Origin of the sequence: Flavobacterium sp. MK4S-17, from assembly GCF_009848495.1 — a bacterium.
Lineage (GTDB): Bacteria > Bacteroidota > Bacteroidia > Flavobacteriales > Flavobacteriaceae > Flavobacterium.
The window spans coordinates 1-13,043 of sequence record NZ_WWEP01000002.1 but is presented as its reverse complement, the minus strand read 5'-3'; the positions used below and the strand labels follow the sequence as shown (position 1 = coordinate 13,043).

Annotated in this window: 10 protein-coding genes; 5 read left to right on the top strand and 5 right to left on the bottom strand. The window is 41.6% G+C overall.

Translation table 11 applies throughout. From position 1 onward, the window contains the following. Positions 1 to 10 precede the first annotated feature (10 nt). Both GSF09_RS01450 and GSF09_RS01445 read right to left on the bottom strand, forming a co-directional pair. Entirely contained in the window at positions 11 to 1,126 is a 1,116-nt protein-coding gene (locus GSF09_RS01450; protein WP_159799150.1) for an NAD(P)-dependent oxidoreductase, read from the bottom strand. A 27-nt stretch (positions 1,127 to 1,153) separates the two neighbouring features. Further along, on the bottom strand, positions 1,154 to 1,846 hold the full coding sequence (locus tag GSF09_RS01445; RefSeq protein WP_159799149.1) for an SDR family oxidoreductase: 693 nt from the start codon (positions 1,844 to 1,846) through the stop codon (positions 1,154 to 1,156). A gap of 215 nt (positions 1,847 to 2,061) precedes the next feature. Here GSF09_RS01445 and GSF09_RS01440 point away from each other — a divergent pair, with 215 nt between their 5' ends. The 4 genes from GSF09_RS01440 to GSF09_RS01425 all read left to right on the top strand — a co-directional run bounded on the left by GSF09_RS01440 (position 2,062) and on the right by GSF09_RS01425 (position 5,113). After that, complete coding sequence (locus GSF09_RS01440) at positions 2,062 to 3,219, top strand: zinc-dependent alcohol dehydrogenase (RefSeq protein ID WP_159799148.1); 1,158 nt, start codon at positions 2,062 to 2,064, stop codon at positions 3,217 to 3,219. Between the two features lie 119 nt (positions 3,220 to 3,338). Continuing rightward, positions 3,339 to 3,890 carry an HD domain-containing protein gene (locus GSF09_RS01435; RefSeq protein ID WP_159799147.1) on the top strand — a complete coding sequence of 184 codons (552 nt, stop codon included), beginning with the start codon at positions 3,339 to 3,341 and terminating at the stop codon, positions 3,888 to 3,890. Between the two features lie 4 nt (positions 3,891 to 3,894). After that, positions 3,895 to 4,353 carry a hypothetical protein gene (locus GSF09_RS01430; protein ID WP_159799146.1) on the top strand — a complete coding sequence of 153 codons (459 nt, stop codon included), beginning with the start codon at positions 3,895 to 3,897 and terminating at the stop codon, positions 4,351 to 4,353. Between the two features lie 25 nt (positions 4,354 to 4,378). After that, entirely contained in the window at positions 4,379 to 5,113 is a 735-nt protein-coding gene (locus GSF09_RS01425; protein WP_159799145.1) for a DUF72 domain-containing protein, read from the top strand. A 47-nt stretch (positions 5,114 to 5,160) separates the two neighbouring features. Here the strand turns inward: GSF09_RS01425 and GSF09_RS01420 are convergent, their stop codons facing one another. The 3 genes from GSF09_RS01420 to GSF09_RS01410 all read right to left on the bottom strand — a co-directional run bounded on the left by GSF09_RS01420 (position 5,161) and on the right by GSF09_RS01410 (position 6,747). Further along, a complete protein-coding gene (locus GSF09_RS01420; protein WP_159799144.1) occupies positions 5,161 to 5,433 on the bottom strand; it encodes a hypothetical protein in 273 nt (90 codons plus the stop codon). A 94-nt stretch (positions 5,434 to 5,527) separates the two neighbouring features. Next, the gene (locus tag GSF09_RS01415) at positions 5,528 to 6,409 is read right to left on the bottom strand and encodes an SDR family oxidoreductase (RefSeq protein ID WP_159799143.1); all 882 of its coding nucleotides are present in this window, start codon (positions 6,407 to 6,409) and stop codon (positions 5,528 to 5,530) included. 11 nt (positions 6,410 to 6,420) lie between these two features. After that, positions 6,421 to 6,747 carry a hypothetical protein gene (locus GSF09_RS01410; RefSeq protein ID WP_201309311.1) on the bottom strand — a complete coding sequence of 109 codons (327 nt, stop codon included), beginning with the start codon at positions 6,745 to 6,747 and terminating at the stop codon, positions 6,421 to 6,423. Positions 6,748 to 7,094: 347 nt separating this feature from the next. Here GSF09_RS01410 and GSF09_RS01405 point away from each other — a divergent pair. Further along, positions 7,095 to 13,043 (top strand): S-layer family protein (locus GSF09_RS01405; RefSeq protein WP_201309310.1); only part of this gene is annotated, 5,949 nt, incomplete at its 3' end.

Genomic DNA, 13,043 nt, shown 5'->3' with positions numbered 1-13,043 from the left:
AATATCTTATTTAAACGGTAAGGCCGCGGGAGGCTAATTCTTCAGTTGCTTTATTTACACTGTCAACAGCTATCTGGCCTTCAAGCCATTGTGCAAGTTCGGTAAGCCCATCCTCGAAATTTACCTGAGGCTCATAACCAAGTAAAGCAGTGGCTTTGGTTAAGTCAGCAAAACAGTGCCTTATGTCACCTACACGGTACTTGCCCGTAACCTCGGCCTTATTGCTTTTACCCATTACCATTGCAAGTTTATCTGCAATTTCCCTGATAGTATATTGATTGCCGCTGCCTATATTAAATACCTCTCCATCAGCCTCCGGGGTTTCGAGCGCGAGCCTGCAGGCCCTTGCCACATCTTTTACATGCACAAAATCCCTTTTTTGCATTCCATCCTCAAAAATCATCGGTGGATTGTTATTTAAAAGCCGGGAGGCAAAAATGGCCAACACGCCTGTATATGGGTTAGATAGTGCCTGTCGGGTACCATAAACATTAAAAAACCTCAGTGCCGTGGTAGGTATATTATAAGCCTTGCCTGTTATAAGGCACAAACGTTCCTGGTCATACTTTGAAAGTGCATAAACCGATGAAAGGCACGGCTTTTTATATTCCGGTGTGGGGATGGGTATATAAGGTGTTTCTTCATCATCATACATATCCCACCTTTGGCGGCGCAAATTTTCCAGCAAACGGTCGCATTCCTGTATATATGTGCCTGTTGCCGTTTTGTAAAGCCCTTCACCATAAATACTCATGCTTGATGCTACTATTAATTTTTTTACAGGATTTTCTATTAAAGCTTCCAGTAATACCGAAGTACCAATGTTATTTACACTTGTATAATCTTCAATCTGGTACATGCTTTGCCCTACCCCTACCATAGCTGCAAAATGAAAAACGGCATCAACACCATCCAGGGCTTCCCTTACTGCTTTCTTGTTGCGTACATCTCCAACAACAAGTTCCGCCTGCGGGTTAAGGTAATCCGGTCGTTGAGCCATAGGGCCATGCACCTGTTCCGAAAGGTTATCCAGCACCCTGACCTGATACCCTTTCCCTATTAGCTCATCTGCCAGGTGTGAACCTATGAATCCTGCACCGCCTGTTATTAATACTCTTTTTTTCATGTGGTATATAAATTTGTTTGGTTGTTTTTAAAATAATTGTTGTGCAGGGCGTGTTATAATCCTGTTGATTACAGCCCCATCTCTTTTGGAAAGCACATGCCACACATCATCAGCAATATTCTGTGGCAAAAGGCTCCCCATACCTAAATCCGCTACGGTTTGGTCTTTTAAAAGCCTGCCCTTAAAAAATCCGGTATCGGTTATACCTGCATTAATAGTTGTTACAGCAATGTAAGGCTGTGTTTCCAGCCAAAGGGTTTCCGCAATCATTTCCAAAGCAGCTTTTGATGCGCTGTAAACCCCACCATATTCATATGGTTTAAAAGCCGCTACTGATGATATAAAAATTACCCTGCCGTGCTTTTTTTCCTGCATATGCGGTACAAAAGCCCTTATACACCTTAATATACCCATTACATTAAGGTCTATAGTGTTTTTCCACTTTTCCGGGTCGCCCTCTAAAAGTTTTTCATGTATTCCGGTTCCGGCATTTAAAACAAGTACATCAGGAAGAGCCTGCTTTTCGTATAGCCATGCATAAAGGGCATCTATATCTTCTCCATTTGTTACATCGCATTTCCTGTACACTAAATTTTCAGGCCCTGCTTCCTGTTCTTCTGTGTCAGCATTAATTACCTCTATATTTTCTTTGGCAAGTTTTTGTGCAATAGCTTTGCCTATACCATTGCTGCCTCCGGTTATTAAAGCCGTTTTTATCATATTTTATCCCCCCTGTAAAGATTTTTAGATAACCTTTCCTACAAATTTAGTTTTGTAAAAAACCGCAGGCATTACATGATTTTCTTATATGCTTATATGATTGAGAATACACGTGTAAATATGTAAGGAATAAGAAAAATGATGTAAGGAAAAAGGGAAATGTAAAAGCGAATTTTATAGATAAGATATTCGTTAAACATTAAAAAACACGTATTATGAAAGCATTAGTATTTCACAAACCCAAAGATGTAAGTGTAGACACAGTTGATGACCCGATTATTGAAGAAAATACCGATGTAATATTAAAAGTTACATCTACCGCCATATGCGGGTCTGACCTCCATATATATAACGGGGCTTTCCCCCAGCCTAAGGACATGATTTTAGGACATGAATTTATGGGTATTGTTGAGGAAGTGGGAAGCGGGGTTAAAAACCTTAAAAAAGGAGACCGTGTAGTAGTCCCTTTCCCTATATCCTGCGGCACATGCCATTTTTGCAACATGAACCTGCCCACGCACTGCGAAAATTCAAATCCTGAATTTTATGGCCCTGAAGGCGGGCTTACCGAAGGCAAAGGCGGTGCGCTTTTTGGCTATACTGACCTTTACGGCGGTTACAGTGGCGGACAGGCTGAATATGTAAGGGTTCCGTATGCTGATATTGGCCCACGTAAAGTTTCCGATAATTTAACCGATGAGCAGGCACTTTTCCTTACGGATATTTTCCCTACCGGATGGGCGGCAATAGACTGGGCCAAACTTAAAGGCGGTGAAACCGTTGCCGTATTTGGTTGCGGGCCTGTAGGCATCATGGCAATGAAATCGGCATGGTTAAGGGGTGCCGGAAGGGTAATAGGAATAGATATAGAGCCCTACAGGCTGGAAATGGCTAAAAAAGCAGCAAAGGTGGAAACAATAAATGCTAAAGAAAATGATGCTGTTGAAATTATCCGCAGCATGACGAACGGATATGGTGCTGATGTGTGTGTTGATGCTGTAGGTATGGAAGCCCACCGCACATTTATAGATAAAGCCATGAATGTAATTCAGGGTGAAGTGGGCACCATGAAGGTATTAGGTTACTGTATGGATGCCGTGAGGCGTGGCGGTACAGTTACTGTAGTGGGTGTTTATGGTTCTCCTTATGATAATTTTCCACTTCATCAATGGTTTGACAAGGGGCTGAAGCTTCGTGGTGGGCAGGCATTTGTACACAATTATATAGACCATTTAATTGAGCTTGTGAATACAGGCAAAGTAACCCTGGATGATATTATTACACATAATGTTCCATTATCAGAGGCATCCAACATGTATGATATATTCAACAACAAAAAAGATAACTGCGTTAAGGTAGTACTAAAGCCATAGTTTTTTATTTGGCAGTGCTTTACCTTGTTGTATTACTTAATTAATGTAATTAGGATACTAAAGTGCCGGAACTTGAATTCGGCACTTGGTACTTACAGCATTATTAAAAAGGTTTTGCCATGGAAGATATTTTAAAAAAAGTACTGGATTTTGCTGATAGTGCGCATGATGGCCAAAAACGTAAATATACATCCGAAAAATATATTGTTCACCCTGTACGCGTTATGCAAACGTGCAGGGAATATACTGATTCTTTACCTGTTCTGGCTGCCGCCCTACTTCATGATGTTTTGGAAGACACGGCAGTTGAAAGCGGGGAATTACTTGAATTCCTTAAAACAGTTATGGACGCGGAAAAAGCCTGGAAGACTTTAAAACTGGTGGAAGAGCTGACGGATGAATATGTAAAATCGGCTTATCCTCAATGGAACAGGGATACAAGAAAAGGCATGGAGTTAAAAAGAATTGCCAAAACAAGTGCAAATGCACAAACTATTAAGTATGCCGATATTATAGATAACAGTTTGGAAATAGCAGTGCACGATCCTGCTTTTGCCCGGCGCTATTTTAAAGAATGCAGGGATATTTTAAAACAGGCCGGCAAGGGGAATAATGAATTGTATAAAAAAGCTATTAAAACGGTTAACGAAGGGCTTTCAGCATTAAAGTAAATTTATGAAAACAACATATAAAATAGCTATAGCGGCTTTTGCCGGCACAACTTTTATGACGTTGTACAGCTACTGGAAATCTAAAAAAGAAAGGCAGCAGTATGTAGAACCGGTTGTGCTGAATAAGCTTGTTGATAAATCGGAAAACTTACCCGATATACAAAATGAGGCGCTGCACCCGGCAGGCTGGGTACTTCATTACCTTACAGGGCTTGGCTTCATGGCAGCATACTGGCTTTTGTACCGCAGGCTGGTAAAATACCCAAACGCAAGGAGAATAATTATAGTCGGAGCCATTAGCGGTGTTATAGGTATTGCCGTATGGAAAACAATATTTGCCCAGCATAAAAAACCGCCTTACAATAACCGCTACGGCTATTACAGGCAGTTATTCATAGCACATATAATTTTTACAGCATTTGCCCTTACTACCTATAAAATTGCAGATAAAAATACCCAATAAATGTTACTAATCATAAAAACAGTTTATGGGCAAAACAGTATATATAGGCACTTCGGGCTGGCAGTATAAACACTGGAGAGGTACATTTTATCCTGATGATATAAAGGTTAAAGACCATTTTTTATACTATCAGGAACATTTTAATACAGTTGAAATAAATAATTCGTTTTACCGGCTGCCTGCAAAGGAAACTTTTGAAAAGTGGTATAACAATTCGCCCGAAGGTTTTGTTTATGTAATAAAGGCCAACCGCTATATAACGCATTTAAAAAAACTTAATGACCCTGATGAAAGCCTTGAAAAATTCCTTGACAATATAGCATTGCTAAAAGATAAATTAGGCCCGGTCCTCTATCAGCTGCCACCAGGCCTGGAGATTGATATACCGCGCCTGGAAAATTTCCTTAAGCACCTTCCAAAAGATGTGCGGCATGTTTTTGAATTCAGGAATCAGTCCTGGTATAATGAAGATGTATATAAGTTGTTAAGCCAGTATAACTGTGCATTTTGTATTTATGAGCTGGCAGGCCATATATCTCCGCTTAGCGTAACTGCCGATTTTGTTTATGTGCGGCTGCATGGCCCGGGAGCAAAATATCAGGGCAGCTATACTGATTCAACATTAAAAAAATGGACAGAACAATGCAAAAGCTGGATTAAGGATAATAAGGATGTATATGTGTATTTTGATAATGACGAAAAAGGATATGCGGCATTTAATGCCTTGACCTTAAAAAAGCTAATGAAAAAAGCCTTGTAAAAACAAGGCTTTTCCAATTATGAATTGTAACCTAACCAAACATTACTTTATGGGCGCTGTGCTGTACTATCGGCATCGTTGCCTATAGTTGAATTACCATATGTTGTACTGTTTAAAGTATCTCCGGGATTTTGCGGGCTTCCGGTGGTTGTGCCCTGCCCTTCCTGAACACCTCCCGTACCCGGCGTTGTAGTAGTACTTTCGCCAGACACGTCATTACCATCAGTGTTATTATTACGGTTATCTCCGCATGCGCTAATGGAAAATACCATAAGTATGGCTGCGGCATATCCTAAAATGTTTAATGTTATCTTTTTCATAGCTGTAATTTTTTAAGTTTAACCAAAGGTAGTTTTATGTGCCCTTGGTTTCTTTATATTATTTTACAAATGCATTGCATAGTTTAAACACTGGCTAATAATCGCCATTTACCCCTGCCCTTTCAGTATTTATAGTTTTACGCTCACGTTGTGATGCAGCGTGTGATGATTGCTCCCTGCCATTTTCCTTAGTGCTGGATTCCATCTTTTTGTGCATGTTGGCAGCAATGGCACTATCGGGCATTATTGTGTTCATGGCATGCTGTGTTTTATTTTTAAAGCCGGGAATAACAACATTCTCGCCATCCATTAAACCTTTATAGCCCGCCTCTGCCACTTCTTCAGGGGTATATAAATCCTCTTCCTTATATATTACTGTATTTTCAGCTTTGGCCTTATGGAAAAAGTCGGTGTCGGTAGCTTCCGGCCTAAGGGCTGTAACCGTTACTTCTGTATCCTCAAGCTCCTCTATAAGGGCTTCAGTAAATGATAATACAAATGCCTTAGTTGCTGCATATACCGAAAGATATGGCGAGGGTGCTTTGGATACTGATGATGCCAGTTGCAATATTTTACCCTCGTTCCTTTCTACCATTTCCCTTAAATAAAACTTTGTTAAACTGATAAGCGATACAATATTAAGCTGTACAAGTGCTATTTCGCGCTCAAGGTCTGTTTTAATAAAACGCCCCCATTCGCCCTGCCCCGCATCATTTACCAAAACATTTATGGTAATACCCAACTGAGTGGTTTTATCATAAATTTTTTGGGCAGCATCCTTTTCAAAAAGGTCGGCAGGTATAATATGTGTGTGTATAGCTGAATTTAAACGCTCCATTTCCTGCGCGGTGTGCTTTAAATTTTCCTCATTACGTGCTACCAGTACAAGATTATAGCCATCTTTGGCAAAAAGCCTGGCAAGCTCATAACCTATACCGCTGGTAGCCCCTGTAATTAAAACATGTTTATTTTCCATAATTTTATCTTTTAAACTGTTATATCTTTTTCCTGCCTTCCAGGGTTATTCAAAGGATTGTCGTTGGCAATAACAGAAGAATTTTCATTTTTGCTATCCCTTTTATCACTGCCTTCCACTTTTACAATTTTATTGTATATACCCAACAGTAAAAATGGCGCTGCCCATTGCCCCACAAACAGGGCATTCTTATCTTTACCCAAACATTTTAAAGTAGCTGATGCAGCCATCGAGCCCAATGCGGCCCATAAAAACACATCTGAAGGCAATTTAGCTGTCTGATTTTCAATAGCCTTTGCAACAGGTCCTTCCTGGTGGTTGTTTTTAATAATTCCCATAACTTTTTATTTATAATTAGTATATCATAAAGTTAGATATACTGAAGGCAGGTAAGTTATAGGATAAAGTTAATTAGTGGTAAGGTTACGTTAAACCGTAAATTGTTTCTGAAGAAATAATACTTGTTAATATTTAAAATTTAAATATTATTTAATCATTTAATAATTTTTTATGTTTAAAAATATCTAATTAACTTTATTTTAATAAAAAAACATATATTTACATAAATATTTTACGTAATACTACTGTATTGCTATCATATTTTTCAGGTATAATTACTTATATATATCTATATAACAATGAATATCTTACACCACCGAACAATTATTAACTAAATCCTTATTATATGAAACAAAAATTATGTATTTTATTAACGTTGCTCAGCTTTCTCGTCCCCTGGCACGAAGCAGAAGCACAAACACTGGCAGCCGGAGACATAGCCTTTGTCGGCTATCATACTGATGCAGATGACGGATTTACTTTTATAGCATTAAAAGATATACCGGCTAACGAAGTGATTTATTTTACAGATAAAGGCTGGAATGCTACAGGCAACACCTGGTATGCAAATGCAGAAGACCATATTGTTTGGACTTCACCGGGGATAACTATGGGTACGATAGTATCAATTATAGAGACATCAGGCGATTTCTTTACTGTCACTGCCTTGGTCTCTGGACCAGGATCTACTTCCGGAGGGACAGCAGTTTTGTCTGCAGGAGGTAGTGGTTTCAGCCTGCTCGGAGGAGATAATATCTTTGCCTACCAATCATCATCCGGTGCTGAACCGGCAAACCCAACTTTTATTGCCGGGTTGTATGGAGATGATAATTATGTACATACTGCCGGGTGTGATGATGCCGGTGGTTGGCTTAATTGCGCTACCTGCACTCATATTAGTGGGCCTTGTACAACAAATAGTGGAGATACTTCCGGTATGCCCTCAAGCCTGACAAACGGTGTAAATGCGGTGGCATTATTCCCTCTTCCAGCATCTGAAGAAGATAATGCCAAATACACAGGAACGTTATCAGGAAGCGTTTCAGTGGTAAGAGCGGCAATCAACACCCCTGCTAACTGGACCACAAGTGAAGATCCTATTGATATAACTGCCAATCAATATTCAGGCGTAAACATCACTCCTGATGCCCCTCCTTGTGCCTTAACAGTATATAACGTTACCGGTGGCGGTTCTTTCTGCCAGGGGGGGTCAGGCGTTTTCATTGGTCTTTCTGATTCTGATGTGGGTGTTTCTTACCAGCTTTATTTGGGTTCAGACCCTTCAGGATCTCCGGTAAACGGTACAGGAAACAACATTTCGTTCGGTACCCGTACTGCAGCAGGTACCTATACAATAGTAGCCAGCAACGGAGGAAGTTGCCAGCAGACAATGAATGGCAGTGCCACTATAACTGTAAATCCATTACCTACTATTACATTAGGTACAAGCCCTACAGTGCCTCAGGGTGCTACTTCGGCAAACTTACCTTACACAGCAACTACCAATAGCCCTGTAACCTATACCATAACATGGTCTGCTACGGCTTTGGCCGCAGGTTTTACCAATATATCCACACCTCAGCCATTGCCGGCTTCCCCTATAGTTATAACAGTACCTGCAACCGCACCTAACAACACTTATGTAGCTGCAATAAGAGTACAAACTGCCACGTGTAACAGTACCTCTACAATATTTACAGTAACTGTTACCAACCCTAACAGTGCTCCAACATTTACAGGCGGCAGCCCTCAGGCGCTCCAGGCATGCAGAAATAGCGGTGCGGTATCTATAAATAACTTATTACAAGTAAATGATACTAACAATGGGCAAACGCTAACATGGAGTGTAACATCTCCTGCAAGTAACGGAACCGTTGCAGCTTCTTATACTGCTGCCACTAATGGCGGACAGGTTACTCCTACAGGCCTTAGCTATACGCCAAATGCTAACTATACGGGCAGTGACAGCTTTACAATACAGGTATCTGACGGATTTGCCACAGCTTCTACCACTATAAACGTAACAGTTTCAGGTGTAGATGCTTCAATTACATCGCAAACAAATATTGCGTGTAACGGAGGAGCCACAGGCTCTGTAACGGTTACGGCCACAAATGGTACAGGGCCATATACTTATTTATGGAATGATAGTTCTGCACAAACCACAGCAACGGCAACAGGACTTACAGCCGGGCCGTATCAGGTTACGGTTACTGATGTTAACGGTTGTACTGCTACTGCAAATACAACTATTACCCAACCTGCATCAGCATTAACCCTTACCCCTGCTTCACAAACCAATATTGCATGTAACGGCGGTTCTACAGGAGCAGCATCAGTAAATGTAGCTACTGGCGGTGCAGGAGGATATACTTATAACTGGACACCAGGCAACCCAACGGGTGATGGAACAACATCTGTAACAGGGCTTACAGCAGGTACATGGACATGTACTGTAACTGATAATAATGGATGCACCGCATCTGTAAACTTTACAGTAACACAGCCAACTGCATTAAGCCTTACCCCTGCTTCGCAGACTAACATTGCCTGTAATGGCGGTGCAACAGGAGCAGTATCAGTAAATGTAGCTACTGGCGGTGCAGGAGGATATACTTATAACTGGACACCGGGCAACCCAACGGGTGATGGAACAACATCTGTAACAGGGCTTACAGCAGGTACATGGACGTGTACCGTAACTGATAATAATGGCTGCACCGCATCTGTAAACTTTACAGTAACACAGCCAACTGCATTAAGCCTAACAGCATCATCTCAAACCAATGTTGCTTGTAATGGTGGTGCAAACGGTTCGGCTACCGTGTCAGTATCAGGCGGAACTGTAGGTTACACTTATTCATGGGCTCCTATGGGTGGTACGGCTGCAACAGCAACCGGGCTTTCAGCAGGTACTTACACCGTAACGGTAACGGATGCCAACGGCTGTGAAGCTACGCAGTCATTTACTATTACAGAGCCTGCAGCATCAGTATCAGGGAGTACTGTTGTTACTGATTTATCCTGTAGCGGAGGTAATGACGGTACAATAAACCTTACACCAACAGGTGGCACAGGGCCTTATACTTATGACTGGGGCGGTGGCATTACTACCGAAGATAGAACGGGCCTTGCAGCAGGCAATTATACGGTAACTATAACAGACTTTAATGGATGTACAGGTACGGTTAATGCAACAGTAAATGGGGCTACAGGTTGCGCAACAATTGCTACAGTAACCACAGATGACATAACGGTATATACCGTAAACAGCTTTTCTGCCGGTGGTAATGTAACCGACGACGGAGATGCTGCAGTTACTGAAAAAGGTATTGTTTACAGCACTTCGGCTAACCCAACTACTGCTGATACAAAAGTACAAATGGGTGCAGGTGAAGGAATGTTCTCCGAAACGGTTTCATCATTAACACCTGGCGAAACTTATTATATAAGGGCATACGCTGTAAACTCTGAAGGTACTGCTTATGGTAATGAGGTAGTATTTACCATGCCTTATGGTATAATAAACCTTGTACATAACAGCACATCAACCCAATACCCAACCATACAGCAGGCTGTTAATGCTTCTGTAACAGGAGATATGGTAACGCTTGGTGCAGGTACTTATATCGAGCAGGTAACTGTTACTACAGGTATAACAATACAGGGCGTGGGCACTTCCCAAACTATTGTACGTTCTCCGTTAGCTGCCAATCTTGTTGTAAACGGCGGGTGGAAAACACTTAAAGCTCAGGATGTAGTTGCAATTATTGGTGTTAAAACCGATGATGCCTCTCAAGTAACAATTAAAGACCTTACTGTTGACGGTTTTGACCAGGGTTACCTTCCTGATGCCACATTTCCGAATAAGGATTCGTATGCATTCCAGGGTATAGGTGCTCTTAACACTAACCTTTTGGTAGAAAATGTAAATATTACAGGTGTTCGCGAACTGGCTACAGATTTTGGAGCTACAATACCTGCAGGATACCTTCCGGCTGACCAGCCTTCAGGCATGAACCATAATGAAGCTATATTTGCCGAAAGTGCCGCTGGTGCCGGAAACCACACCCTTGAAGTAAGAAATTCTTATATAGAGAAATTCCAGAAAACAGCTATCCTGGCCTGGGGGCCAACCCTTGATGTAAATATTCATGATAACACTATTCAGGGTTACGGACAAACACTTTACAGTACAGGAAATGGTATCCAGATAGCTTCTACCGACAGGACTTCCCTTGGTGGTGCAAATGGCGACAGAAGAGGTACAACAGGTATAATTACCAACAACCAGATATTAGGTATAGGTGTTGTTATACCGGAACCGGGAGAACCGGGAAGTTACCTTAACCTTGGCATGTACGGCCCATCGGCTATATTAACCTATGAGGCAGGAAGCGGCCTTGTTTTAAGTAACAATACCATAACAAGGACACCATACCAGTCATGGTATAACGATTATATTTCTAACGACGGAGGTTTCTCTAACGCTGGAATAGCCGTATATAACAGCAGCAATGCCAGTGTAACAGGTAATACAATAAGCGGTTTTGATGTGGCTATAGCCGAAATCGGAGCCGTAAACGGATCGCTGTTTAACATAAGCGGCAATACGGTTTCAGATAACAGGAACGATTACTTTACAGCGCAAAACAATGACAATATTGTATTAAGTAACAGTGCTGAAACACTTACTTACTATGCAAATAGCCAGGGTGTTGACATTATAGACAACTTTGGTGCCGGAGACAGGATTAATGTAATTGGCCTGGAACCGGGTTCAATTAACGGTGAACTTTCGGGCAGCCTTATAGTTGATTTTACAACAGGAACTGTAACTGAAGGGGATGGTACTGCCGTTGCTGCCAATTCAGTACAAATTCAGCAAAATACAGATTCTACAACTTTATTTATAGATACTGATGGTGTTGCAGGCCAGGCGGAACTGGAGCTGGAACTTACAGGTATATATCAAGCGGGTAACTTTACATTGAACGGTGGCTTTATTGCATTTACCGTAGCACCCCCGGTGGCTTCTGCACAACAGTTTTGTGAAGCTGCTACCGTAGCTGACCTTGAAGCTACAGGCGACAATCTTCAGTGGTATGATGTAGCAACCGGAGGTTCTCCACTTACGGGAGATACAAACCTTGCAACAGGAACATACTATGTATCGCAAACCCAGTTAGGCGTTGAAAGTGACAGGACATCTGTAGCAGTAACAATAAATACACCTCCTGTAGCTTCTGCTGTAGTTGATGCAAACGTATCATGTAATGGTGGTTCAAATGGTGCTGCAACTGTAAATATAACCGGAGGAACAGCGCCTTACACCTATGAATGGGACAATAATGCTACCACTGCTTCTATAGCAGATGTAGCTGCAGGTACTTACAATGTAACTGTAACTGATGCTAACGGCTGTACAGGTACCGCCTCGGTAACTATAACCCAGCCAACAGCACTTATCGCTACAACAGGTTCTCAAACCAATATTGCCTGCAATGGCAGTACAAACGGTTCGGCTACTGTTGCTGTTGCAGGTGGCACACAGCCCTATACTTATGACTGGGGAACAGGCAATAGTGGAGGAACTGTAGCAGCACAAGGCTTTGAAACTACAGGAAGCTGGAATTATTTAATTAATCCTGCTGTTTATAATACAGAAGGTGACCCTGTTGTTTCAGGTTCAGACGATGTATGGAATATTATAGAGGCTTTCAGTAGCAATATAGATGCTGCATCTGAAGGAACACACTTCTTTGGCATACAGGATATTAACAATGATAATGGTGGCGGTAATTTTGCCCATACAATTACATTTGAACCTATTGATATTTCTGATAAAGGAGAATTAACTTTATCATTTGATTATTATACCATTGGTTTTGACAGCCCTGATTCAATGGAATACATAGTTGCTTTTGATAACGGAAACACATGGACAAATCCTGTAGCTCTTGATAAAAATACAGGAGCATGGGAAACCGTAACCATAACTGTACCCGCTTCGGCTGACTACGTAAGGTTAAGGCTACAGGCTACACAGGATGGTGCAAGTGATTATGCAGGATTTGATAACATCAAACTTTTTGAAGCTCCTGTAGTACAGGGCCCTACCCTTAATAACCTTTCAGCAGGTACTTATACCGTAACGGTAACGGACGCCAACGGCTGTGAAGCTACGCAGTCATTCACTATTACCGAGCCTGCCGCTTTAACTGCTTCGGCTGGTTCGCAAACTAATGTTTCCTGCAATGGCGGTACAAACGGTTCGGCTACTGTGTCAGTTTCA

Excerpts from the sequence above, each read along its gene's own strand:
- GSF09_RS01450 (WP_159799150.1), bottom strand. The coding sequence starts at position 1,126 with ATGAAAAAAAGAGTATTAATAACAGGCGGTGCAGGATTCATAGGTTCA.
- GSF09_RS01445 (WP_159799149.1), bottom strand. The coding sequence starts at position 1,846 with ATGATAAAAACGGCTTTAATAACCGGAGGCAGCAATGGTATAGGCAAA.
- GSF09_RS01440 (WP_159799148.1), top strand. The coding sequence starts at position 2,062 with ATGAAAGCATTAGTATTTCACAAACCCAAAGATGTAAGTGTAGACACA.
- GSF09_RS01435 (WP_159799147.1), top strand. The coding sequence starts at position 3,339 with ATGGAAGATATTTTAAAAAAAGTACTGGATTTTGCTGATAGTGCGCAT.
- GSF09_RS01430 (WP_159799146.1), top strand. The coding sequence starts at position 3,895 with ATGAAAACAACATATAAAATAGCTATAGCGGCTTTTGCCGGCACAACT.
- GSF09_RS01425 (WP_159799145.1), top strand. The coding sequence starts at position 4,379 with ATGGGCAAAACAGTATATATAGGCACTTCGGGCTGGCAGTATAAACAC.
- GSF09_RS01420 (WP_159799144.1), bottom strand. The coding sequence starts at position 5,433 with ATGAAAAAGATAACATTAAACATTTTAGGATATGCCGCAGCCATACTT.
- GSF09_RS01415 (WP_159799143.1), bottom strand. The coding sequence starts at position 6,409 with ATGGAAAATAAACATGTTTTAATTACAGGGGCTACCAGCGGTATAGGT.
- GSF09_RS01410 (WP_201309311.1), bottom strand. The coding sequence starts at position 6,747 with ATGGGAATTATTAAAAACAACCACCAGGAAGGACCTGTTGCAAAGGCT.